Source organism: Streptomyces sp. NPDC006743 (assembly GCF_040703815.1).
In the GTDB taxonomy this organism is placed as follows: Bacteria; Actinomycetota; Actinomycetes; order Streptomycetales; family Streptomycetaceae; genus Streptomyces.
Genome location: NZ_JBEYJA010000006.1, coordinates 57,972 through 81,231, shown reverse-complemented (window position 1 = coordinate 81,231; position 23,260 = coordinate 57,972). Strand labels below are relative to the sequence as shown.

Annotated in this window: 19 protein-coding genes and 2 tRNA genes; 5 read left to right on the top strand and 16 right to left on the bottom strand. The window is 72.6% G+C overall.

Translation table 11 applies throughout. The annotated features are described in order from the left end of the window. Positions 1-127: 127 nt before the first annotated feature. The 11 genes from leuS to ABZ719_RS07615 form a co-directional block, all read right to left on the bottom strand. Positions 128-3,010, bottom strand: coding sequence for a leucine--tRNA ligase (leuS, locus tag ABZ719_RS07665; RefSeq protein WP_366724293.1), 2,883 nt, complete (start codon positions 3,008-3,010; stop codon positions 128-130). Between the two features lie 507 nt (positions 3,011-3,517). Further along, positions 3,518-3,590, bottom strand: a tRNA-Ala gene (locus ABZ719_RS07660). A 145-nt stretch (positions 3,591-3,735) separates the two neighbouring features. Continuing rightward, the gene (locus tag ABZ719_RS07655) at positions 3,736-3,969 is read right to left on the bottom strand and encodes a hypothetical protein (RefSeq protein WP_004931461.1); all 234 of its coding nucleotides are present in this window, start codon (positions 3,967-3,969) and stop codon (positions 3,736-3,738) included. A 3-nt stretch (positions 3,970-3,972) separates the two neighbouring features. Then, a complete protein-coding gene (locus ABZ719_RS07650; RefSeq protein ID WP_366724292.1) occupies positions 3,973-4,146 on the bottom strand; it encodes a hypothetical protein in 174 nt (57 codons plus the stop codon). A 280-nt stretch (positions 4,147-4,426) separates the two neighbouring features. Next, positions 4,427-4,499: transfer RNA gene (locus ABZ719_RS07645), tRNA-Ala, on the bottom strand. Positions 4,500-5,046: 547 nt separating this feature from the next. Continuing rightward, positions 5,047-5,724 carry a histidine phosphatase family protein gene (locus ABZ719_RS07640; RefSeq protein WP_366724291.1) on the bottom strand — a complete coding sequence of 226 codons (678 nt, stop codon included), beginning with the start codon at positions 5,722-5,724 and terminating at the stop codon, positions 5,047-5,049. Then, the gene (gene rsfS, locus ABZ719_RS07635; protein ID WP_366724290.1) at positions 5,715-6,161 is read right to left on the bottom strand and encodes a ribosome silencing factor; all 447 of its coding nucleotides are present in this window, start codon (positions 6,159-6,161) and stop codon (positions 5,715-5,717) included. The genes ABZ719_RS07640 and rsfS overlap by 10 nt, the downstream gene beginning before the upstream one ends. Before the next feature lie 77 nt (positions 6,162-6,238). Continuing rightward, the gene (locus tag ABZ719_RS07630; RefSeq protein WP_366724289.1) at positions 6,239-8,059 is read right to left on the bottom strand and encodes a LytR C-terminal domain-containing protein; all 1,821 of its coding nucleotides are present in this window, start codon (positions 8,057-8,059) and stop codon (positions 6,239-6,241) included. A gap of 16 nt (positions 8,060-8,075) precedes the next feature. Next, the gene (gene nadD, locus ABZ719_RS07625; RefSeq protein ID WP_037854410.1) at positions 8,076-8,750 is read right to left on the bottom strand and encodes a nicotinate-nucleotide adenylyltransferase; all 675 of its coding nucleotides are present in this window, start codon (positions 8,748-8,750) and stop codon (positions 8,076-8,078) included. Between the two features lie 43 nt (positions 8,751-8,793). After that, positions 8,794-8,949 carry a hypothetical protein gene (locus ABZ719_RS07620; protein WP_366724288.1) on the bottom strand — a complete coding sequence of 52 codons (156 nt, stop codon included), beginning with the start codon at positions 8,947-8,949 and terminating at the stop codon, positions 8,794-8,796. Between the two features lie 152 nt (positions 8,950-9,101). Then, positions 9,102-9,266 carry a hypothetical protein gene (locus tag ABZ719_RS07615; protein ID WP_037854412.1) on the bottom strand — a complete coding sequence of 55 codons (165 nt, stop codon included), beginning with the start codon at positions 9,264-9,266 and terminating at the stop codon, positions 9,102-9,104. A gap of 102 nt (positions 9,267-9,368) precedes the next feature. Between ABZ719_RS07615 and ABZ719_RS07610 the strand changes: the two genes are divergently transcribed. Continuing rightward, positions 9,369-10,565, top strand: coding sequence for a M48 family metallopeptidase (locus ABZ719_RS07610; protein ID WP_366724287.1), 1,197 nt, complete (start codon positions 9,369-9,371; stop codon positions 10,563-10,565). Positions 10,566-10,568: 3 nt separating this feature from the next. Here ABZ719_RS07610 and ABZ719_RS07605 read toward each other — a convergent pair whose 3' ends face one another. The 5 genes from ABZ719_RS07605 to proB form a co-directional block, all read right to left on the bottom strand. Continuing rightward, positions 10,569-11,714 (bottom strand): hypothetical protein, encoded by a 1,146-nt coding sequence (locus ABZ719_RS07605; RefSeq protein ID WP_366724286.1) that lies wholly within the window; start codon positions 11,712-11,714, stop codon positions 10,569-10,571. An 89-nt stretch (positions 11,715-11,803) separates the two neighbouring features. Next, positions 11,804-12,379 (bottom strand): hypothetical protein, encoded by a 576-nt coding sequence (locus tag ABZ719_RS07600; protein ID WP_366724285.1) that lies wholly within the window; start codon positions 12,377-12,379, stop codon positions 11,804-11,806. Between the two features lie 86 nt (positions 12,380-12,465). Next, positions 12,466-13,752, bottom strand: coding sequence for a glutamate-5-semialdehyde dehydrogenase (locus ABZ719_RS07595; protein ID WP_366724284.1), 1,287 nt, complete (start codon positions 13,750-13,752; stop codon positions 12,466-12,468). A gap of 126 nt (positions 13,753-13,878) precedes the next feature. Then, the gene (locus tag ABZ719_RS07590; RefSeq protein ID WP_366724414.1) at positions 13,879-14,406 is read right to left on the bottom strand and encodes a hypothetical protein; all 528 of its coding nucleotides are present in this window, start codon (positions 14,404-14,406) and stop codon (positions 13,879-13,881) included. Between the two features lie 143 nt (positions 14,407-14,549). Next, positions 14,550-15,677, bottom strand: a complete 1,128-nt coding sequence (gene proB, locus ABZ719_RS07585; RefSeq protein ID WP_366724283.1) for a glutamate 5-kinase — start codon at positions 15,675-15,677, stop codon at positions 14,550-14,552. 418 nt (positions 15,678-16,095) lie between these two features. Here proB and ABZ719_RS07580 point away from each other — a divergent pair, with 418 nt between their 5' ends. From ABZ719_RS07580 to ABZ719_RS07565, 4 genes are all read left to right on the top strand, one after another. Continuing rightward, on the top strand, positions 16,096-19,467 hold the full coding sequence (locus ABZ719_RS07580; protein WP_366724282.1) for an ALF repeat-containing protein: 3,372 nt from the start codon (positions 16,096-16,098) through the stop codon (positions 19,465-19,467). 254 nt (positions 19,468-19,721) lie between these two features. Next, on the top strand, positions 19,722-20,111 hold the full coding sequence (locus ABZ719_RS07575) for a hypothetical protein (RefSeq protein ID WP_366724281.1): 390 nt from the start codon (positions 19,722-19,724) through the stop codon (positions 20,109-20,111). Between the two features lie 322 nt (positions 20,112-20,433). Beyond that, complete coding sequence (locus tag ABZ719_RS07570; protein WP_199811563.1) at positions 20,434-20,955, top strand: hypothetical protein; 522 nt, start codon at positions 20,434-20,436, stop codon at positions 20,953-20,955. A 78-nt stretch (positions 20,956-21,033) separates the two neighbouring features. Next, on the top strand, positions 21,034-23,238 hold the full coding sequence (locus tag ABZ719_RS07565) for a S1 family peptidase (RefSeq protein WP_366724280.1): 2,205 nt from the start codon (positions 21,034-21,036) through the stop codon (positions 23,236-23,238). The last annotated feature ends 22 nt before the right edge of the window (positions 23,239-23,260 follow it).

Below are 23,260 nucleotides of genomic sequence, written 5' to 3'. Positions count from 1 at the left end.
CTCCTCCTCGGCTCGGCGGCGCAGGCCGCGCCGCTCTTCCACGGTAAACGCACAGGGCAGGTCCAGGGTTCCGTCCGAACCCCGAACCTGCCCGTAGGGGACTACCCCGAGGCGAGCGCGCGTCACGTCACGCGGGCACGATGTTCACCAGCTTCGGCGCCCGCACGATCACCTTGCGGACGGCCGCGCCGCCCAGTGCCGCGACGACCTTCTCGTCGGCCAGCGCGACCTTCTCCAGCTCGTCCTCGGAGATGGACGGGGAGACCTCCAGGCGGGCCTTGACCTTGCCCTTGATCTGGACGACGCAGGTCACGGCCTCGTCGACGGCGTACGCCGGGTCGGCGACCGGGAAGTCGCGGTGGACGACGGAGTCGGTGTGGCCCAGCTTGTGCCACAGCTCCTCGGCGATGTGCGGGGCCAGCGGGGCCACCATCAGCACCAGCGGTTCGGCGACCGCGCGCGGTACCGGGCCGCCCGTCTTGGTCAGGTGGTTGTTCAGCTCGGTGACCTTGGCGATGGCGGTGTTGAAGCGCAGGCCCTCCAGGTCCTGGCGCACGCCGTCGATCGCCTTGTGCAGGGCGCGCAGCGTCTGCTCGTCGGGCTCGGTGTCGGTGACGGTGACCTCGCCGGTGGTCTCGTCGACGATGTTGCGCCACAGCCGCTGCAGCAGCCGGAACTGGCCGACCACCGCGCGCGTGTCCCACGGCCGGGAGACGTCCAGCGGGCCCATCGCCATCTCGTACAGGCGCAGCGTGTCGGCGCCGTACTCGGCGCAGATCTCGTCCGGGGTGACGGCGTTCTTCAGGGACTTGCCCATCTTGCCCAGCAGCCGGGAGACCTGTTCGCCCTGGTAGTGGTAGGCGCCGTCCCGCTCCTCCACCTCGGCGGCGGGCACGGCGATGCCACGGCTGTCGCGGTAGACGAAGGCCTGGATCATGCCCTGGTTGAACAGCTTGTGGAACGGCTCGGCGGAGGAGACGTGCCCCAGGTCGTACAGGACCTTGGACCAGAAGCGCGCGTACAGCAGGTGGAGCACGGCGTGCTCGGCGCCGCCGACGTACAGGTCGACACCGCCGTGCGGCTGGCCCTCGCGGGGGCCCATCCAGTACCGCTCGATCTCCGGGTCGACCAGCTGCCGCTCGTTGTGCGGGTCCAGGTAGCGGAACTCGTACCAGCAGGAACCGGCCCAGTTGGGCATGGTGTTGGTCTCGCGGCGGTACTTCCTGGGGCCGTCGCCCAGGTCCAGGGTGACGTTGACCCAGTCCTCGTTGCGCGACAGGGGCGTCTCGGGCTGGGTGTCGGCGTCGTCGGGGTCGAAGGTGCGCGGCGAGTAGTCCTCGACCTCGGGCAGCTCCAGGGGCAGCATCGACTCGGGCAGCGGGTGGGCGATGCCGTCCTCGTCGTAGACGATCGGGAAGGGCTCGCCCCAGTAGCGCTGGCGGCTGAACAGCCAGTCGCGCAGGCGGAAGTTGACGGTGCCCTCGCCGGTGCCGGTGCGCTCCAGCCATTCGGTGATGCGCGCCTTGGCGTCGACGACGCCCAGGCCGTCCAGGGAGATCTCGTCGTTGGAGGAGTTGATGATCTTCGCGTCGTAGGACCCGAAGGCGTCCTCCCACGTGGAGGTGTCCGTGCCGCGGCCGTCGGTCGGCTCGACGACGCAGCGGATCGGCAGCTCGAAGGCGCGCGCGAACTCGAAGTCGCGCTGGTCGCCCGCCGGGACGGCCATGATCGCGCCGGTGCCGTAGCCCATCAGGACGTAGTCGGCGATGAAGACGGGGACCTGCTCGCCGTTGACCGGGTTGGTCGCGAACGCGCCGATGAAGACGCCCGTCTTGTCCTTGGCCTCGGCCTGGCGCTCCACGTCGGACTTGGCGGCGGCCTGCGCGCGGTAGGCGGCGACGGCCTCGGCGGGGGTGGCGTGGCCGCCGGTCCACACCTCGTGGGTGCCCTCCGGCCAGGCGGCCGGGGTGAACTTCTCGACCAGCGGGTGCTCGGGGGCCAGCACCATGTACGTCGCGCCGAACAGGGTGTCCGGGCGGGTGGTGAAGACGGTGATCCGCTCGCCGTCGATGGGGAAGTCGACGCGGGCGCCCTCGGAGCGGCCGATCCAGTTGCGCTGCTGCAGCTTGATGGCCTCCGGCCAGTCCAGCTCCTCCAGGTCCTCCAGCAGCCGGTCGGCGTAGGCGGTGATGCGCATGTTCCACTGGCGCAGCTTGGCCTTGAAGACCGGGAAGTTGCCGCGCTCGGAGCGGCCTTCGGCGGTGACCTCCTCGTTGGCCAGCACGGTGCCCAGGCCGGGGCACCAGTTGACGGGCGCGTCGGAGGCGTAGGCCAGGCGGAACTCGCCCAGGACGTCGGCACGCTCGGCGGCGGTCAGCTCGCCCCACGCGCGCTTGTGCCCCGGCACGGGCCGCTCACCGGACTCGAACCGCGCGATCAGTTCACTGATCGGGCGGGCCTGCCGGGCCTCGTCGTCGTACCAGGAGTTGAAGATCTGCAGGAAGATCCACTGGGTCCACTTGTAGTAGTCCGGGTCGATCGTGGCGAAGGACCGGCGCTTGTCGTGGCCCAGGCCCAGCCGGCGCAGCTGAGCCTTCATGTTCTCGATGTTGGCCTCGGTGGACACGCGCGGGTGCGTGCCGGTCTGCACGGCGTACTGCTCGGCGGGCAGGCCGAAGGCGTCGAAGCCCAGGGTGTGCAGCACGTTGTGGCCGGTCATCCGCTGGAACCTGGCGTACACATCGGTGGCGATGTAGCCCAGGGGGTGGCCGACGTGCAGGCCCGCACCGGAGGGGTACGGGAACATGTCCATGATGAACTTCTTGGGGCGGGCGACCAGCGCGGCGTCGCCCGCCAGGTCACCCTTGGGGTTGGGCGCGGCGTACGTCCCGTCCGCGTCCCAGAAGTCCTGCCAGCGTGCCTCGATGTCGGCCGCCACGGCGGCCGTGTAGCGGTGCGGCGCAGCCTCCGCCGACGTGGCGGCGGGGGCGGCGGGGTTCGTCTCGCTCATGATCCTCAAAGCTCCATCGATCGTCTCTGCCCGCGGCTGCGACTTTCCGGAAATGAAAAATCCCCTCGCACAGGAGGGGACGCCGCGCCGATTCCGACCAACCGATTCGCCCGGCGGTCGGGACTGATCAGCGCGGCTCGCTAAGCAGAAGGCGTACGGCACGCATGGCGTCAGGGTACCGCAGGCGTCGAGCCCCCCGCGACAGCCTTGTGATCACCCGGCCTGACGACCGCCGGCAAAGGAGCGCCGGCCGGATCGGCGCGTTACCCGGTAGCGGCCGCGAATGCGGGCGGCCTCACGGAACCTGCCGGTCCCCACGCGGGGCCCGGGCGGCGTGCGCCGGGCCGTCGAGTGTGCGGGCGGCTGAGCGTGCGGGCGGCGCGGCAGCGGTTCGCGGGCAGGCTGTACGCCGGGCAGGGCCCGTGCACGCGCCGGGCCTCAGGCCGTCACGCCGGCCGGTACGCCGAAGGCGGGCCACCCTGGTGGGTGACCCGCCTTCGACTTCTGTGGAGCTAAGGAGAATTGAACTCCTGACCTCCTGCATGCCATGCAGGCGCTCTACCAACTGAGCTATAGCCCCTTGCCGTGTTCCGCCCGGTTTCCCCGGCGGCGACGCCAACATTACACGGTCCAGGGGGTGCTTCACCAAATCGGTTTCCGCTACGCCCGTTATGACCGTTATTCACCACTCGGGCGGGGGACGCGGGGGGTCTGACCTGCGGTGCTCACGCCGTGACGAAGGAGTAGAACCGCTTCAGCGTGCAGTGCTCCTCCAGCAGCCGCCCGTAGATCGGTTCGCCCTCCAGCTCGCGGTACGTCTCGATCGGGTCGCCTTTTATGATCAGCGCCCGCGCGCACTCCTCGCACCAGTACTGGTACTCGGGATTGATCGGCTCCATGTCACGGACGATCGGCGTGCCGCTGCCGCACCAGTCGCACTTTCGCCTGTGTGCACCCATCGCTCAGCTCCAGCTGTGGCCGCAGGCCGTGCACACGTACGACACCCCGCCGTTGTCACCGAGGACCTGGGCCACGTGGAGCGAGCCGCAGGAGGGGCAGACGAGGCGGGTGACGGTGTCCCGTATCAACGCCGCGCCGAGGAGGTGACCGCCCTCCTCGAGGATGCTCGCAGGCATCGTCACTCCCTCCCAGTCGGGCCGCGCCCCCTTCCGGCCGTTTGATTCTGCCACGGCCGGGCCAATACGGTCAGCGACGCCTCGGTACCGGTCCGGCCACGGCTCGTCGGCGCGGCGACCGGGCCGGCGGGCAGGCGCGCGCCGGGGTGTCTTCACGGAGGTGTACGCCCCCGGGCCTCGGGTGGCTCAGGCCGGCAGGGGCGGAACGCAGAGAATCCCGCCCCTTCAGGGACGGGATTCTCATCACCGATCACTGGCACCCGTGAAGGGTGCCGATCTGTGGAGCTAAGGAGAATTGAACTCCTGACCTCCTGCATGCCATGCAGGCGCTCTACCAACTGAGCTATAGCCCCTCGTTCGCTCCCCGCTCGGCGGGGCGAACAAGAAGAACTTTAGCCTGCGACCTGCCGGAAAGTGAAATCCGGGCTTCGCGGGGCCTCGGCCGGGCCGGGCCGTCGGAGACGGGCGGTCCGGTCCGTCGCGCCGACCAGGCGTCGCGACGGGCGGCGGCCGGGCGGCGGAGCCGGCGCCTTGGGAGACGAACAGGCCGCGTCCGGGGGGGGCCAGCGGGGCGTGGCGGCAGGAACGGCCGAGCCGGCCCACCGGGCGGCGGAGGGGACGGTCGGGCCGTCCGGGCCCGGCCGTGGGCGCGCCGGGGGCGGCCCGGTGCACCGTGGGGGCGGCGCCCGTCAGTGGCGGAGCTGGGCCCTCGCACGGGCGGTCACGGCCGGCTGGCCGAGCGGGCCAGCGCACCCGCGCGCGTTGGGGTGACGCCCATCAGCGCCAGGACGACGCGCTCCCACCCGCGGCCCCGGGCGGCCAGGCGGGGGGTCCGCCGTAGCACGGGCGGGTCCAGGCATCGGTGTGGGTGCGTCCCCGCGACGACGCGGGAGGGCGGGGTCAGGTGTCGTCGCCCAGGACCGGTTCCGGGAGGGTGCCGGCGTTGTGTTCCAGCAGGCGCCAGCCGCGGGCGCCCTCGCCGAGGACGGACCAGCAGCAGTTGGAGAGGCCGCCCAGGCTCTCCCAGTGCCGGGCCTCCAGACCGAGGAGGCGCCCGATGGTGGTGCGGATGGTGCCGCCGTGGCTGACGACGACGAGCGTGCCGTCCTCCGGCAGCTTGTCCACGTGCCGCAGCACCACGGGGGCGGCACGGTCGGCGACCTCGCTCTCCAGTTCGCCCCCGCCCCGGCGTACCGGCTCGCCGCGCTTCCACGCGGCGTACTCCTCGCCGTACCGGGAGATGATCTCCTCGTGCGTCAGCCCCTGCCAGACACCCGCGTAGGTCTCGCGCAGGCCCTCGTCGCGGGCGACGTCCAGGCCGGTGAGGGCGGCCAGCTCCGCGGCCGTGCGGGCGGCCCGCTTCAGGTCGGAGGAGACGATCGCGTCGGGGCCGAGGGAGGCCAGCAGGCGGGCGGCGCGGCGGGCCTGGCCGATGCCGGTCTCGGTCAGCTCGACGTCCGTGGAGCCCTGGAAGCGGCGCTCCACGTTCCAGGACGTCTGGCCGTGCCGCCACAGGATGACGCGGCGGCCCCGGCCCTGCGGCCGGCCGGCTCCCTCACCGGCGCCGCTCACCGCCACTCACCGTCCGGCTGCGCCGGCTCCTCGGCGCTCTGGAGCCTGGCGTGCTCCTCGGCCTTGCCCCGGGTCGCCCGGGCGTCCTCGGGCAGCTCCAGCTCGGGGCAGTCCTTCCACAGCCGCTCCAGGGCGTAGAAGACGCGCTCCTCGCTGTGCTGGACGTGGACGACGATGTCGACGTAGTCGAGGAGGACCCAGCGGGCCTCGCGGTCGCCCTCGCGGCGCACCGGCTTGGCGCCCAGCTCCTTGAGCAGCCGCTCCTCGATCTCGTCGACGATGGACTTGACCTGGCGGTCGTTGGGTGCGGACGCCAGCAGGAAGGCGTCGGTGATCGACAGGACGTCACTGACGTCGTAGGCGATGATGTCGTGCGCGAGCTTGTCGGCGGCCGCCTGGGCGGCGGTGTTGATCAGCTCGAGGGAACGGTCGGTCGCGGTCACTACAGGGCTTTCCGTCGGCGGTCACTTGGGACCAAGGGTCTCACGGACCGCCGACGGAGCCCCACGCGATTACGGGATCACCGGGCGGAGGCGGGTTTGTAGTCCTGGCCGAGGACGACGGAGACGTCGGCGTTCGCGGTGACCGTGCCCTTCGTCACGGCGCCCGCGGGCAGGCCCAGCGTCTTGGCCGCCTCGGTGGCGTCGTCCTTGTGGGCGGCGTCGGCGTAGACGACCTGGGACGCGGGGCGGACCGCGGTTGCCGTACCGCCCTCGACGAAGGTGAAACCGCCGTTGAGGAGGGCGACGCGCGCCTTGTCGGTGTCGGCCTTGGTGCCGGAGGCGTTCTGGACGGCGACGCGGACGGCCGAGCCCTGCGCCGGGCTCTTCGCGGTGCCGCCCAGGATGGCCTTGACCACGCTGTCACTGGTCTGCGCGGAGAGCGTGCCGTCGCTGCGCACGGGCAGCAGCGCGGTCTTGCAGTCACCGCCCTTGGCCAGCTCCGAGAGCTTGGCGAGGAACGTGCCGAGGTCCTTGTCGGTGAGCGAGGGGTCGAGGATCTGCGCCAGCGTCTGCACGGTGGTGGTGGCGGCCTGCGGATCGGAGGAGATCTTGCGCAGCACGCCCTGCATCACCTGGCCGAACCGCTCCAGCTGGGCGTTCTCGTCCTCACCCGGGGCGCGGTAGGTGGCGTAGGCGACCGCCATCCGGCCGCTGAGGGTCTGGGCCCTGCCCTTGTGGACGAGCGCCGTGGTGCCCTTCTTCTTCGTGTCCGGGTCGGGCACGTCGGCGTCGGTGTCGGCCTCGATGCCGCCGACCAGGTCGACGAGGTTCTGCAGGTAGGGGGTGTCCAGGCGCCAGGTGCCCTGGATGCTGGTGCCGAGCACGGTGTCGAGCTGCTCACGGGTCCCGGAGGAGCCGTCGTCCTTGACCGACTTGGCGAGGGTCGTGGCCGTGCCGTCGTCGGCCGCCACCGCCAGGGAGTTGGGCAGCAGCACGGTGGTGCCCTGCTTGGTGGTGGTGTTGTCGACGAGCAGCGCCGTCGAGGTGCCGCCCTTGGCGGTGTCGTGCAGGTGGACGACGATCACGTCGCGCTTCTGGGCGCCCGCGGCGGTCGCCGCGCCGCCGCCGTCACCGGACGACGACACGCCGGGGAGCTTGCCCGCGTACCAGAGCCAGCCGACGGTGCCGACCGCGACCAGGGCGAGGACCACCGCCAGGGCGATCACACGGCTGCGGGCGCGGCGGCGGGCCTCCTCGCGGCGCTCGGTGCGGTTCTCGGTGAACTTCAGCCAGTCGATGACGTCCTCGGAGTCGTCGGTCGGCTCCTCGACGAACGCGAACTGCTCGGTGTGGTACTCCCCCGCTTCAGCCTGCGGCCGGTCGGACCGTTGCGCGGTCTCCTCCCCCGCCGGGTCCGCGGCGGGGTGGACGGCAGGGCCCGCGGCGGGGTCCGCCGGCGGGCCGGCCTGCTGCGGGATGCGGGCGGCGGTCTGCTCGGCGACCCGGTGCTGCTGCCCGCCGCCGGCCGCCTGGCCGTACGGGTCGTAGGGGTCGTACGGGGTCGCCGGAGCCGAGGGGGCGCCCGGGCCGTAGGGGTCGTAGGAGTCGTAGGGGTCGTGGGCACCAGCGGCTCCGGGAGCCCCCTGGGGCTGGTGCGCCGGGTACGGCTCCTGCGACGACGGGTAGGCCCCGTAGGGATCGCCGGCGGCCGGGGCGGCCTGCTGGCCGCCGCCCGCGGCGTACGGGTCGTAGCCGTAGCCCTGCGGGCCGTACGCGTCGTACGTCTGCTGCGGGGTCTGCTGCGCGGGGACCTGCCGGTACACGGGCCGGCCGTAGTCGTCGTAGCCGACCAGTTCGTAACCGTCGTCCCCGTACGCAGCGTCGTATCGGTCGTTCACCGGTGCCCCTCTCGGCTCACTCGCCGCGGTACAGCTCGCGTTTGGCGATGTAGCGCACGACTCCGTCCGGCACCATGTACCAGATGGGGTCCCCCTTGGCGACTCTCGCCCGGCAGTCCGTGGACGAGATGGCGAGGGCGGGGACCTCGACGAGCGAGACACCGCCCTCGGGGAGACCGGGGTCGGTGAGGTGGTGACCCGGCCGGGTCACCCCGATGAAGTGCGCGAGGGAGAACAGCTCCTCCGAGTCGCGCCAGGTGAGGATCTGGCCAAGGGCGTCGGCACCCGTGATGAAGAACAGGTCCGTGTCCGGATTGAGGGCGCGCAGGTCGCGCAGGGTGTCCACGGTGTACGTGGCACCGCCGCGGTCGATGTCGATGCGGCTGACGGAGAACTGCGGGTTCTCGGCGGTCGCGATGACCGTCATCAGGTAGCGGTCCTCGGCGGCGGAGACCTTGCGGTGGGACTTCTGCCAGGGCTGGCCGGTGGGGACGAACACCACCTCGTCCAGCTGGAACTGCGCGGCCACTTCGCTGGCCGCCACGAGGTGACCGTGGTGGATCGGGTCAAACGTTCCGCCCATGACGCCCAGGCGGCGCTTGCCCGAGGACGAGGGGCCGCTGCCGGGTCCGTCGCCGAGGTGCTTCACCGTGTCACTCACCGGACCGGTAGGCATGTCCTGCTCTCCCATGCGTGCAGACCCTACCGGCCCGGCCCGAAGGCTCCCGCCGGGCTCAGCGGTCGCGGTTGAAGCGGGTGGTGATCCAGAGCAGGAGCAGCAGGATGACGAGGGCGGCGCCGCCCGTCACCGCGGGGTTGAGGCTCTCATGGTTGCCGCCCTCGGCCTCGGCGAGGTTGACCAACTGGGCAGCGGTGCTGGGGATGCTCATCTTCGGCAGACCTATCCGGGTGTGGGCGGGATAAAGATGCCCGCCCATCGTAAGCGCCCGCCTTCACGCCGCTCACCCCGACTCCACGGTTGCGCGGCCCCCGGCACCGGGTCCGGGGACCGGGCGGGGGCGGCGGGAACCTTGCGGGAGGGTCAGTCGTCGTTCCGTTTGTAGCCGCGCAGCAGGAACCAGCCGGTGAGCACACAGCCCAGGACCATCACGACCAGGACGATGCGGAGCAGGTCGCCCGACCCCTGATGCTGCGCTGTGGTGTTCGCGGCCTCGGCCAGCCGGGCGGCTGCGGGGTAGTGCTCCATGGCGTGACTCCTTCGCTGTACTGCCCGTCCACGGTATCGCCGCCTAGGCTGGCCCCTGCTTCGGGGGCACATTGGGCGACACAGACGCACATGGGGGATCACATGTCCGACGACCGCCGCGAACACCACGGCCCCGAGCGGGTGCCCGGCCGGCGGCGCACGCGCTTCCCGGGAATCTCCTCGCGTGCGTACGAGCACCCGGCCGACCGCTCCGCGCTGGTCGCGCTGCGCAAGCTGAGCGGGTTCGACACCGTGTTCAAGGCCCTCAGCGGCCTGCTGCCCGAGCGCAGTCTCCGGCTGCTCTTCCTGTCCGACTCGGTGCGCGTCTCGGACGAGCAGTTCGCACACCTGCACGACATGCTGCGGGACGCCTGCTACATCCTGGACCTGGAGAAGGTCCCGCCGATGTACGTGAACCAGGACCCGCAGCCCAACGCCATGTGCATCGGCCTGGACGAGCCGGTCATCGTCGTGACCACGGGGCTGGTCGAGCTGCTCGACGAGGAGGAGATGCGCGCGGTCGTCGGCCACGAGGTGGGCCACGCCCTCTCGGGCCACGCGGTCTACCGCACCATCCTGCTGTTCCTGACCAGTCTTGCGGTGCGGGTGGCCTGGATCCCGCTGGGCAACATCGCGATCATGGCGATCGTGACGGCGCTGCGCGAGTGGTTCCGCAAGTCGGAGCTGTCGGCGGACCGGGCCGGGCTGCTGGTCGGGCAGGACCTGCGGGCGTCCATGCGCGGCCTGATGAAGATCGCGGGCGGCAACCATCTGCACGAGATGAACGTCGACGCCTTCCTGCGGCAGGCCGAGGAGTACGAGTCGGCGGGCGACCTGCGCGACTCCGTCCTGAAGATCCTCAACGTGCTGCCGCGCACCCACCCCTTCACCACCGTGCGCGCCGCCGAGCTGAAGAAGTGGGCCGAGTCCCGCGACTACCAGCGGATCGTGGACGGCCACTACCCGCGCCGCAGCGAGGACAAGGACACCTCGGTCGGCGACTCCTTCAGGGAGTCGGCCGCGCACTACGCCGGCCATGTGAAGAACTCCAAGGACCCGCTGATGAAGCTGGTGACCGACCTCGCGGGCGGGGCGGGCGACCTGGGCGACCGGTTCCGGCGCGGCTTCAGCGGATTCACCGGCTCGGCGCCGCCCAAGGACTCCCGGGGTGCCGAGGACTCCGGGGGCGCCGAGGACACCGGTGCCGGGGGCGCCGCGCCCCGGGAGGGCCGGGACGTCCGGGACGAGCCGCCCGGCGAAGGCTCCTCGCGCGAGCGGCGCGAACGGGACGAGGACTGAGCCTCACGCCTTCGGCTGGGCGCCCGGCGCCAGCACGCCGCACACGGCGCTCACGCCGTCGGGCGCGTACGGGTCGGTCGCAGCCGGGCCGCCCGCCCGCGCCCTCTGGCCGGCCAGCAGCGGCTGGAAGCGGTCGGACGCGTCGTCGCCGCAGGACAGCGGGCCCGCCTCGACGGTGGCGACGACCAGTTGGACCTGGTGCAGCCGCAGGTCGTCCTGGTCGAAGCGGAACCGCAGTTCCCGCCGGACGGTGAACAGCGAGGCCGGGGCCGTGGCACCGGCGCCCGCGGGCTTGAGCGCGTAGACGAGGACGGGGTCGGCGGTGACCTCCAGGGTGGCGGAGTCCGCCTCGGCGACCCGGAGGGAGCCCCGCACCCGGACCAGGGGGTCGGCGAGCCGGACGCGGCCGGGGTCGAAGCGGACCAGCCATGCGGTGGCGGCGGCCCCGCCGTCCGCGGCGGCCCCGCCCGCACCCCCGCCGGCGCTCCCGGCCGCATCCCGGCCGGTGCTCGCGCCGTCGCTCCCCTCGGCGTTCGCGCCTGTGACGCTCCGGTCGAACTGGTCGAGCTGACCCGGGTCCAGCAGGGCCCGCACGGCGTCCGTCCGGTCACCGACGAGCACCCCGGGGTCGAGGGAGGAGGCCACGATGTAGTCCCGCGCGCCGGTCAGGGCGGCGACGACCTGGCTGTCCGAGAAGTGCGCCGTGCCCCGGTGGGCGGGCAGCGGCAGGCCCTCGGCGCCGGTGGCGTAGCGGGCGGCGGGACTGCGCGCGTACAGGCCCGCGAGGTCGCTGCTGCCGGGCACCTCGCCGGCGGGGGCGAGCGGGACGACTCTCGCCCGCAGCTGTTCGACGGCCCGCGGCGGCAGCAGGGACCGGTACGGCGTCCGTACGCCCATGTAGATCGCGGTGGCGAAGGCGACGGCGATCAGCAGGACGAGGAACAGCGCCTGCCGCGGCAGTGCGCGGTGCGGGCGCGGGCGGCGGCGGACGGCGGGCGTGTGGTCGGTCATCCGCTCCTGGGCGGAGTACTCCTGGAGGCGGGCAGCGCGGACGAACGACTCGTCGAAGACGACGGATCGGTATTCGTCCTCCGCGCCCGAGGGGGTGCCGTCGGGAACCCCTTCAGGCGGGTCGCCAGGCCCTCCCATACTTTCAGGGTAGGTCCCGGCAAGCGCCGGTAAACGCGCTGCTGTGCGCCAAGTTCTGACAACCGCTCACCGGCGTGGCCGACGGCTGCTCAGTGGCTGCGCGGGACCGCCGGCACGGGCGGACGGGAGGGGGCGGCGGACGCCGGGGGCACCGCGGCGCTGCCCTGCTCCAGGCCGGTCGAGGCGGGCGGCGGTGCCTGCTCGCGGCTGCCGGACGAGCCGCCCCGGTAGACCGCGGCGAAGGCCAGGGCGACCATGCCGATGCCCATGACGAGCGCGAGCACCCAGGCGACGGGGCGGTGCCAGCGGACCTGTCTGCCGAACGCGCCGGGGCCGCCGAAGCGGCGTTCGAGCACGTCGGGGTCGTCGTCCAGGTCGTCGAGGCCGTGGCCGGCGCCGAGCGCGCGCGGACCGGCCCCGAAGCCGTCGTCGTGGCGCTCGCCTCTCGCGCGGGCGCGGCGGGCCTCGGCCTCGGAGGCCTCGGCTCTGGCCTGCGCCGCGGCCAGGAGGCGTTCGACGGCGGTCGGCTCGTGGATCACGGCCGCCCGTACGAAGGCCTCGTCGAAGACCACGGAGGCGAACTCTTCGTCCGACACCCCGCGGTCGTGGTCGTCGTCGGGCTCCCAGCCGTCCGGGAACGGCGTGCCCCCCACGTCCTCCGGCACGGGTCCAGAGTAGACCTGGGGGGTCAATTTGGGCAGACGGTGCGGAAATTCATCCGCCAGGTGAGACGGCCGCGGCGGGCGGCGGCTCAGCGCCGGACGTGCCCGTCGCCGGTGACGATGTACTTGGTGCTGGTCAGCTCCGGCAGGCCCATGGGGCCGCGGGCGTGCAGCTTCTGCGTGGAGATGCCGATCTCGGCGCCGAAGCCGAACTGGCCGCCGTCGGTGAACCGGGTGGAGGCGTTGACGGCGACGGTGGTGGAGTCGACCAACTGGGTGAAGCGGCGGGCGGCCTGCTGCGAGGTGGTGACGATGGCCTCGGTGTGGCCGGAGGTCCACAGCCGGATGTGGCTGACGGCCCGGTCCAGGGAGTCGACGACGGCGGCGGCGATGTCGTAGGAGAGGTATTCGGTGTCCCAGTCCTCCGGGGTGGCCTCGACGACCGTGGCGCGGGAGTCCTTGGCGTACGCCATGACCCGCTCGTCGGCGTGCACGGTGACCCCGGCGTCGGCGAGGGCGTCCAGGGCGCGCGGCAGGAACTCGGCGGCGATGTCCTGGTGGACCAGAAGGGTCTCGGCGGCGTTGCAGACGCTGGGGCGCTGGGCCTTGGAGTTGATCAGGATGTCGACGGCCATGTCGAGGTCGGCCTGGGCGTCGACGTAGACGTGGCAGTTGCCGGTGCCGGTCTCGATCACGGGGACGGTGGACTCGTTGACCACGGTGCGGATGAGGGAGGCGCCGCCGCGCGGGATCAGCACGTCGACCAGGCCGCGGGCGCGCATCAGCTCGCGCACGCTCTCACGGCTCTCGCCGGGGACGAGCTGGACGGCGTCGGCGGGCAGTCCGGCGCCGCCGACCGCGTCGCGGATCACCCGGACCAGGGCGGTGTTCGACTCGTAGGCGGAGGCCGAGCCGCGCAGCAGCACCGCGTTGCCCGACTTCAGGCACAGGGCGGCGGCGTCCACGGTGACGTTGGGGCGGGCCTCGTAGATGATGCCGACCACGCCGAGCGGGACGCGGACCTGGCGCAGGTCCAGTCCGTTGGGCAGGGTGGAGCCGCGGACGACCTCGCCGACCGGGTCGGGCAGCGCCACCACGTCGCGCACGTCGGCGGCGATGGCCCGCACCCGCTCGGGGGTGAGGGTGAGCCGGTCGACGATGGCCTCGGCGGTGCCGGCCGCGCGGGCCTTGGCCACGTCCTTCGCGTTGGCCTCGACGATCTCGCTGGTACGGACCTCCAGGGCGTCCGCGATGGCGAGCAGCGCGTCGTCCTTCTCCGCGCGCGGCAGCGGCGCGAGGTCGGCTGCGGCGGCCTTGGCCCGGTAGGCGGCCTGGGCCACCGGGGACATCGAGTCGTACGGCGAGAGCGTGGTCATGGGGGAAGCGTAGTGCGCCGAGCTGGGGCGTTCACGCGCTGTTCCACACCGCGAGACGGGCACGGTCACCCGCGAGACGGCCCCGCCCGGGCGGCTCCGGGAAGGGCGGGGGTGGCCGGAAGGACGTCAGAAGGGGTGGACCCCGACCGGGGTGGCCGGGGGCGGTCCGTAGCCCTCGGCCAGGCGCTGGTGGTAGGTCTCGCGGTCGATGACCTCCAGACCGACGATCTCCCAGGGCGGCAGCCGGGCGCTCTGCCGGTGCTCGCCCCACAGGCGCAGGGCGACGGCGGCCGCGTCGTGCAGGTCGCGGGCCTCTTCCCAGTAGCGGATCTCGGCGTGGTCGTCGGCGTAGCGGCTGGTCAGCAGGAAGGGGTGGTCGTGGGCGAGCTGCTCCAGGCCGCGCCGGACCTCCTGCAGCGGGGTCCCGGCGCCGGAGACCCGCAGGGTGATGTGCCACAGCCGGGGCAGGTCCGCCGGTTCCTCGCGCCCGTCGTGCGCCCGGCGCGTACCGCGCTCCCCGTCGCGCCCGTGGGCCTGCTGTTCCCGCGCGTACCGGTCGCCGGCGGCGACGCTGGTCAGGGCCCGCTCCTCACCGGGTGCGCGGGAGGGGGACCCGCCGGCACCACCGCGGGACGCCGCCGCCCCAGGGCGCACTCGTCTCACGACGGCCTCCTTCACCCAGTGCTCGTGCGGAATGTGTCCCTGGGACAAAGTGCAGCAGGCCCTACGGCTCCGTGGGGCGGTTTTGCGGAAGGTCCCCCACCTTCAGGGACCGGACGGCCGGACGTTTCGGCCCATTACGGCTCCAGGAGCACCAGGTCGTCCCTGTGTACGACCTCGCGTTCGTACGCCGGTCCCAGCTCGCGGGCGAGTTCCCGGGTGGAGCGGCCGATCAGCCGGGGGATCTCCTTCGCGTCGAAGTTGACGAGGCCGCGGGCGACGGAGTGGCCGCGGCCGTCGCGCAGTTCGACCGGGTCGCCGGCGGCGAAGTCGCCCTCGACTGCGGCGATGCCCGCCGGGAGCAGCGACTTGCGGCCCTCGACGACCGCGCGCACCGCGCCGTCGTCGAGGGTGAGGGCGCCCTGCGGGGTGGAGGCGTGCTGGAGCCACAGCAGCCGGTCGGCGGAGCGCCTGCCGGTGGGATGGAAGTAGGTGCCGGTGTCGTTGCCGGCCAGGGCGTCGGCGGCGTGCACGGCGCTGGTGAGGACGACGGGGATGCCCGCGGCGGCGGCGATCCTGGCGGCCTCGACCTTGGTGACCATGCCGCCGGTGCCGACGCCCGCCTTGCCCGCGCTGCCGATCTCCACTCCCGCGAGGTCGGCGGGGCCGCGCACCTCGGTGATCCGGGAGGTGCCCGGCCGGCTCGGGTCGCCGTCGTAGACGCCGTCCACGTCGGAGAGCAGGACGAGCAGGTCGGCGCGGACCAGGTGGGCGACGAGGGCGGCGAGACGGTCGTTGTCGCCGAAGCGGATCTCGTCGGTGGCGACGGTGTCGTTCTCGTTGACGATCGGCAGGGCGCCCATGGCCAGCAGCTTGTCGAGGGTGCGGGAGGCGTTGCGGTGGTGGGCGCGGCGGCTGGTGTCGTCGCCGGTCAGCAGGACCTGGCCGACGCGGACGCCGTAGCGGGCGAAGGAGGCGGTGTAGCGGGCCACGAGCAGGCCCTGGCCGACGCTGGCTGCGGCCTGCTGGCGGGCGAGGTCCTTGGGGCGGCGGCGCAGGCCGAGCGGGGCGAGACCGGCGGCGATGGCGCCGGAGGAGACGAGGACGACCTCCTTGTGCCCGGGGCCGCCGTGCTTGGCGAGGGCGTCGACGAGGGCGTCCACCCGGTCGGCGTCCAGGCCGCCGGCGGCGGTGGTCAGCGACGAGGAGCCCACCTTGACGACGATCCTGCGGGCCTCCTGCACGGCCTGCCTTGCCCCTGCCACCTTGCTGCCCGTCCCCTCCGTGTTCCGGTGATCCCGTCCCTGCGGTGATCCGTCTCGCAATCTACGCGAGCCGGCCGGCGACCGCTCGTTCGTCCAGTACGCGGACGAATGACCGGATCACACCCCCGGACGCGTCTGAAACGTGAGGTGTCTCTCACCTGCTGCTCAAGCTCGGCGGGACAACGGCCGGTTCACCGAAAGATGGCTCAAAAGCATCGGTCAGGGCCCACATTTGGCCAACGAATCCTTCACAGGTGTTCAACAAGCTCCCGGAAGTGCGTATCTTCGCGTGGCGCTCTGTCGTGTCCCTGCTCAACTTCTGCACCAACGGGGGGACATGCGCGCGGCCGACACCAGTCTGTCCGGCGGCGTTCCGCCGCCTTCGCGCAGCCGTCGGGCACCGACAAGAAGGACCGCTTTGGACACCACCTACTGGAGCAGACGACGCGTTCTCGGCGCCCTCGCCGCCACCGCGGCCGTCACCGCCACGTCGAGCCTCGTCCTCAACCCCGTGGCCGCCTGGGCCGCCGACACGCCCCCGGCGGACGACGACGGCGACCCGCTCAACCTGCCCGACACCGACCGGGCGAAGGCCGTGAAGGCCTGGCTGCTGGGCGGCCCGGCCGTGCGCGCCGCCGCGGAACTGGCGCTGAGCGGCACCGACGCCGACATCCAGACCTTCCTGGCCACCGAGCTGCCCGCGGCCACGGCCGAGGACAACCGCGTGGCCGTCCTGACCTCGCTGGCGGCGGGCGGCACGGGTACCCGGCGGGCCGCCTCCGCCGCGCTCGACGGCGGCGACGCGGCCATCACCGACTACCTCGGCACCGGCTTCAAGACCGCGATCGTGGAGGACCTGCGCGTCGCCACCAGCACCGTCATGGCGACCGGGGACAAGGCCGTGCGCCGGGACGGCGACGCCGCCCTGAGCGCGGGCACGCAGGAGGCCCTGGAGGACTTCCTCACCGAGGGGCAGTACAGCGCCCGCCTGGAGGACATGCGCTTCCAGGTGTCCGCGCTCACCGTGAACGCGGGCCCCGAGGTGCAGAAGTACGCCACCCGCGCGCTGGACGGCACCGCCGACGACGTCGAGTGGTTCCTCGACACGGGCCAGCACATCGCCCGGGCCCGGGACCAGGAGTCCGCCAAGATCGAGGAACTGGTCGCGGTCGTCGAGCGCGAGGGCAAGATCGCCGACGCGAAGACGAAGGAGGCCGAGGAGGCCGCCGCCCGCGCCGTCGAGGCCGCCGCGAAGGCCAAGGAGGCCGCCGAGAAGGCCGCGGCCGAGGCCCAGGCCGCCCAGGAGGACGTGGTCAAGTCGGGCAAGGCCGCCCGCAAGGCGGCGCAGGCCGCACAGGGCGCCGCCGACTCCTCCCGGGTCGCCATCCGCGCCTCGCACGCCGCCGTGCAGGCCTCCCGCCGGGCCGCCTACGCCGCCACCGCGGCGAGCCAGGCGGCGGCCACCGCCGGTTCCGCCGCCGCCCGCGCCTACAACGCGGCCATCGCCGCGTCCAAGGACGCCTCCAAGGCGTCCGCCGCCAAGGACGCCGCCGTCGCCGCGCGCAACGCCGCCGCCAAGGCGCGCAGCGCCGCGAAGGCCGCCGACTACGCCGCCACCTCCTCCGCGCAGGCCGCGAGCGCCGGCTCGGCCGCCGCCTCGGCCGCCCGCAACGCGGCCGCCGCCGCGAACGCCTCCGCCACCGCCGCGTCCGCCGCCGGCAAGGCGCAGGCCGAGGCCGCGGAGGCCAAGCGGCAGGCGCAGATCGCCAGCAGCAACGCGCAGATCGCCACCAACGCGGCCGGTACGGCGCAGGCGCTGGCGAACACCGCGGCCAGTGCCGCGCGCACCGCACGCGACGCCGCCAACAGCGCGGCCGACCACGCGGACAAGGCCGCGGACGCCGCCGAATGGGCCGTCAAGTACGCCGGCCAGGCCGTCGAGTACGCGAAGAAGTCCACGGAGTTCGCCAACGCGGCCACCGCGGCGGCCAACACCGCGACCGACGCCGTCAACCAGGCGGTCGCGGTGGAGAAGCAGGCCCGCGACGCCGAGTGGCAGCGGCTGGACGAGGACCTGAAGCAGGCGCTGGAGGAGGCCCGCGACCTCGCGGAGATCGAGGAGCGGGAGCGGGCGGAGTACGCCGAGAAGCGCACCCAGGTCTCGCAGGCCGAGCAGGCCACCAAGGACCTCGTCGCGCAGGCGGAGACGGCCCTGAAGAGCGGTGACCTGGGGCTCGCCGCCACCCTCGGGCGCAAGGCGGCCCTCGCCCACCTGGACTCCCGCGGCTCCTGGTCGCGCGAGGCGGCCCGGTTCGCGCTGTCCGGCGCGGACGCCGACGTGCACGGCTGGATCGACACCGACCGGGCGCTCGCCCAGAAGCAGGACGACCGCGAGACCGTCCTGTACCTGGCGCAGATCACCACCCCGGACGTGGCCGACGCCGCGACCAGGGCACTGGAGAGCGACGACCCGGACGCGGGCACCTCCTTCCTCGCCACCGGTGTGGTCGAGGCCGCCGCGACGGACAACCGGGTCGCGGTCTCCCGCGTCCTGGCGGCCGGTCCGGGCAGCGCGGTGACGAAGGCGGCGAACGACGCGCTGAACGCGGGGACCGCCGAGGCCCTGCACGAGTTCCTCAGCGTCACCTACGAGGCGGCGCAGCGTGAGGACGACGCGGTCGCCACCGCCGCCCTCATCGACAAGGGCGGCCCGTACACCAAGGCGCACGCCCAGGCCGCGATGGAGGGCCCGACGTGGATGCGTCGCAACTTCATCGCCTCGGTGCAGTACAAGACCGCGCAGCTCGACTACGACTCGGCCGCCCACATCGCCGCCGTGCAGGGCGCGATCGCCGCCGCCGCGAAGATCGCGAACAAGGCGCAGGAGGACGCGGCCCGGGCGCAGGAGGCGGCGGCCAAGGCCCGCAACGCCGCCACCGAGGCGCTGCAGTGGGCGGACAAGGCGAAGAAGGCCGCCGACCAGGCCGCCGCGTCCGCGCAGCAGGCGGACGCGAACGCGGACGCCGCCGAGCAGTCGGCCAAGGACGCGCAGGCGTCCGCCGACCGCGCGAAGGCCGCGGCGGCCACCGCCCGGACGGCCGCGCGCTCGGCGAACTACTCCGCCAACCGCGCGGTGGACGCCGCGCAGCGCGCGGTGGCGTCGGCCAACTCGGCGCAGGCGTCGGCGGCCTCGGCGCGTGCCTCGGCCGTCCAGGCGGGCAAGGACGCGCAGACCGCCGCCGCGGCGGCGAGCCAGGCCCACCAGATCGCCGCGGCCAAGCGGAAGGCGGAGATCGCGGCGGCGGCCAAGGCGGCGGCCGAGCAGGCCCGCAAGGCCAAGGAGGCCGGCCAGAACCCGGCCGACACGTCCGACAACGACGATGTCAAGGGCGGCCTGCCCTGGTGGAAGAAGGACGCCCGGTGGCTGGCGAACGCCACGAACTGGGCGAGCATCGGCACCGGCTTCGCCTCGGTGGGCATCGGTCTGGTCGGGCTCGGGGTGGGTGTCTTCTTCCCGCCGGCCGGACTGGCGCTCGAAGGCATCGCGGCCGGCTTCGGATATGCCTCGCTCGCATTCACCGGGCTGAACGTCCTGTTCACCGGAATCGGCTACGGCTGGACGAGCAGCGAGTTCCAGTCCTCCCTCGGGAGCGCCGCCCTCAGCCTGATCACGTTCGGGCAGTCCAAGTGGATCGGCGCGCTCGGCGGGGCCAAGGTGGCGACCAAGCTCACGCAGGCGGGGCACGATCTCATCTCGCCGGTGACGGGTCTGCTCGGATCCCTCTTCTGACCGGCCCGGTGTAAGGTCCCCGCGAGGGCCGGCGGCGCATCCGCCGCCGGTCCCAGGCCCTGTCGTCGAATTCCCGCCTGCCCCGCGACGCCCGGCACGCCCTCTCGCCGCACCGGACGAAAGCCCGAGTACGCCCGGTACGAGGACTTCCGCCCGGCACGCCGAGAGCACGCACCAGACGCCGCAGGCCCGCCCTCCGGGCGACGACGGGAATTCGACGACAGGACCTGGCGGGTTTTCCGAAAGGAGCGGTCATGCTCGCGCGGCTTCCCCTCGGCTGGCTGCTGCTCATGGCGGCTTTCGCCACTTCCCTGCTCACTGCCGAGATGCACCGCTGGATGAAAGTCCGCAGGCTGACCCTGTGGGTGGCCGTCGTCTCGGTGGCCTGCTGCCTCGGCATGGTCGCGGTGGGAAATCTCCAGCAGCAGCACTGGAACGCACGGCAGATGCTGGTTCTTTACTCCTTCACCTGGGCGGGTCTCGCCCTCGGCCTGTTCCCTTCCGGGAAACTCTTCACCGAATGGTGCGAAGAATGGCGAAGAGGCGTACGAAGGGACAGGTACGAGTACCCTGCGCGATATCAGGCGGCCGTCTACGTCTCGGTTATCGTGATGGGATTTCTGGCGTTTCTGCTGGCCGTCTGAGAAACACCCCTCCGCTGTGATTCACCTCACAAGGAGGGTTCCTCTTTACGCCCCATTTAGGTGCTTTGCGAAGTGGACAAGGGTTCACCACAGAGGGTTTTATAGCCAAGTTCGAGCAGTTTCCCGACAGTCGGACAGAAGCCCGGTCAGGGCCGTACGCCAAATGAATGGCAGGGCGGGCACGTCGCCATTCGTTCGATTGCCGGGAGTGGGGGCACTGCGCGTCACTTCCGGCTGCCTTCACACGACTGCATGAAATGCGCTCCGGACCATCCGCTCCGGAGGCCGACGAGTGAGGACTGTGATGAAGGCACGTGCCGTAATGGCGAAGCCGTACCAGAGAAGGATCGCCGGCACCGTTCTGGCCGCCGCGGCCGCGGGCGCCCTGGCGTTCACGGCGCTGACGGGCGGTACCTCCGCCGCCAAGGACGTCACGGCCGACTCGGTCACCTCCGTCGCCGGCGAGGCCCCCGGCTACGCCGTGGAGGACTTCAACTACCCGGGCGCGGACAAGATCCTCGCGGAGAAGAACATCGTCCTCAAGCGGGGCGACGGGCACATCACGCTCGCCGACTGCGCGAGCGGCACCGGCTTCCTCGAGGTCTGGGCCCGCAGCAAGGACAAGATCTGCTTCCAGGTCACCGGGAACACCGGCTGGCTGACGATGGAGATCCCCTCCGTCTACGCCGTCCGGGGCAACGACTACGCGGCCCAGGTGGACATGACCGTCGACTCCGAGCAGAAGAGCTTCGACGTCGCCAAGAACACCTGGACCGCGGTCGGCGAGAGCGCTGACCCGCAGGGCCGGGAGCACATGCTCGTGGAGATCCGCACCTCCAAGTAGCCCCGGGCCCCAGCCGTCCGCCCCCTCCTCCGCGCGGCCGCACCGGCTCCGCGGATCACAAGCTCAAGGACTTTCTTCATGCCACATTCCAGACACGTGCGTCTCGCCGCACTCGCCACCGCGGTCCTCGCGGGTCCCCTGGCCGTGTGCGCCGCGCCCGCGTCCGCCGTCACCGGCACCCCGGTCACCGACGCCTCCTTCGCCCCCACCGCGCAGGTCATCGTCGGCGATCACGACCGCGGCTGCTCCGGCGTCCTGGTCGACACCGAATGGCTGCTCACCGCGGCCAGCTGCTTCGCCGACAACCCCGCCACGGACCTCACCGTGCCCGCCGGCAAGCCGAAGGTGAAGACGACCGCGACCATCGGCCGCGCCGACCTGAGCGGCAGCGACGGTGCCGTGCGCGAGATCGTCGAGCTGGTGCCCCGCACCGACCGCGACGCGGTGCTGGCCCGGCTGAACCGCCCGGTCACCAACGTCGCCCCCATCGCCCTGGCCGGCACCGCGCCCGCCGCCGGTGAGGAACTGAAGTTCGCCGGCTACGGACGCAACAAGACCGAGTGGGCGCCCCTGAAGCTGCACAGCGGTGCGCTGACCGTGGACTCCGCCGACGCCACCACCGCCGCCGTCACCGGCAAGGACGGCGCCGCGGCGTGCATGGGCGACACCGGCGGTCCCGTGGTGCGCACGACCGGCGGCACGCCCCAGCTGGTCGCCCTCAACAGCCGCTCCTACCAGGGTGGTTGCTTCGGCGTCGACGCGTCCGAGACCCGTACCGGCGGTGTCACCACCCGCGTCGACGACCTCGCCTCCTGGGTGAGCTCCAAGACCGGCGCCGCACGCATCACCGACTTCAACTGCGACGGCGTCGAGGACGTCGCCATCGCCGACCCGAAGGCGGCCGTGGCCGGCAAGGACGGCGCGGGTGTCGTCCGCATCGTCTACGGCGGCGGCAAGGGCACCGCCGAGATCAACCAGGACCTCGACTGGGTGCCCGGCGGCTCCGAGGCCGGCGACTGGTTCGGCGAGGCCATGGACACCGTCGACTACAACGAGGACGGCTGCACCGACCTGGTCGTCGGCACCCCCTCCGAGGACCTCGGCACCGCCACCGACGCGGGCATGGTCGACATCCTGTACGGCGCCCCGGGCGGCATCGGCACCGGCTCGCTGAAGGACACCCACTTCGAGCAGGGCTCGGGCACCGGCTCCTTCAAGTCGTCCACCCCGGAGACCGGTGACCGCACCGGCCAGTCCGTCGCGGCGGGCGTCACCGCCGCCGGCGAGCCGTTCGTCGTGATCGGCTCCCCGGGCGAGGCCATCGGCAGCGTCGCCAAGGCCGGCATGGCCTTCTACGTGCACGGCGACACCAACATCGCCATCAGCCAGGACAGCACCGGCGTGCCCGGCGCCGTGGAGGCGAACGACGGCTTCGGCGGCGCGGTCGCGGCCGACGCCAACCACATCGCCATCTCCGCCTCGAACGAGACGATCGGCACCGACGCCGGCGCCGGCAACGTGGCGGTCTTCTCGCACCAGCTGAACTCCGAGAAGCGGCCGACCCCGCTGTTCGGCCTCGACCAGGACCTGGACACCGTCTCCGGCGGCGCCGAGCCGGGCGACCAGTTCGGCAAGTCGCTGGCCATGGTCACCTACCGCCCCTCGGGCGCGGCCACCGCCAACGAGTCGATCATCGCCATCGGTTCGCCGGGTGAGGACCTCGACATTGACGGGGTCGCCAAGGCCGACACGGGCATGGTGCAGACCTTCCGCATCACCGCGGCCGGTACCTACAGCCAGCTGAACTCGTACTCGTCCGGCACCAGCACCGACACCGTGCCGGGCACCGCCGAGGCCGGTGACCGCTTCGGCACCGCCGTGGCCGCCGTGAACACCGCGCCGCGCGCGGTCAGCAGCACGGCGACGATGAAGCTGGCCGTCGGCATCACCGACGAGGCCATCGGCACCACCGCGAAGGCCGGTGCCATCACCACCTTCTCGCTGCTCGGCTCGCCCGGCGCGAACAACCGCTGGATCGAGGCCGGCACCTCCGGCATCCCGGGTCCGGCCGGCGCCGACCAGCACCTCGGCCAGAGCATCCACTACAGCGGCACCCAGCTGTACCTGGGCATGCCCTACGGCCCGGGCAGCTACGGCACGGTCTACGCCCTGCCGCTGTCCAACGTGACCGCGGGCGGTTCCAACGCGGCGATCACCACGTACCAGCCCGGCAAGGGCGGTCTGCCGGCGGCCGGCGGCCGCTTCGGCTACGTGGTCCGCTAGCACCGCGGGACACAGCGGAAGG

Coding starts and splice junctions, on each gene's coding strand:
- ABZ719_RS07575 (WP_366724281.1), top strand. CDS start 19,722: ATGCTCGCGCGGCTTCCCCTCGGCTGGCTGCTGCTCATGGCGGCTTTC.
- ABZ719_RS07610 (WP_366724287.1), top strand. CDS start 9,369: ATGTCCGACGACCGCCGCGAACACCACGGCCCCGAGCGGGTGCCCGGC.
- ABZ719_RS07620 (WP_366724288.1), bottom strand. CDS start 8,949: ATGAGCATCCCCAGCACCGCTGCCCAGTTGGTCAACCTCGCCGAGGCC.
- ABZ719_RS07655 (WP_004931461.1), bottom strand. CDS start 3,969: ATGGGTGCACACAGGCGAAAGTGCGACTGGTGCGGCAGCGGCACGCCG.
- ABZ719_RS07595 (WP_366724284.1), bottom strand. CDS start 13,752: ATGACCACGCTCTCGCCGTACGACTCGATGTCCCCGGTGGCCCAGGCC.
- ABZ719_RS07565 (WP_366724280.1), top strand. CDS start 21,034: ATGCCACATTCCAGACACGTGCGTCTCGCCGCACTCGCCACCGCGGTC.
- ABZ719_RS07650 (WP_366724292.1), bottom strand. CDS start 4,146: ATGCCTGCGAGCATCCTCGAGGAGGGCGGTCACCTCCTCGGCGCGGCG.
- ABZ719_RS07570 (WP_199811563.1), top strand. CDS start 20,434: ATGGCGAAGCCGTACCAGAGAAGGATCGCCGGCACCGTTCTGGCCGCC.
- nadD (WP_037854410.1), bottom strand. CDS start 8,750: ATGGGAGAGCAGGACATGCCTACCGGTCCGGTGAGTGACACGGTGAAG.
- ABZ719_RS07615 (WP_037854412.1), bottom strand. CDS start 9,266: ATGGAGCACTACCCCGCAGCCGCCCGGCTGGCCGAGGCCGCGAACACC.
- ABZ719_RS07605 (WP_366724286.1), bottom strand. CDS start 11,714: ATGGGAGGGCCTGGCGACCCGCCTGAAGGGGTTCCCGACGGCACCCCC.
- leuS (WP_366724293.1), bottom strand. CDS start 3,010: ATGAGCGAGACGAACCCCGCCGCCCCCGCCGCCACGTCGGCGGAGGCT.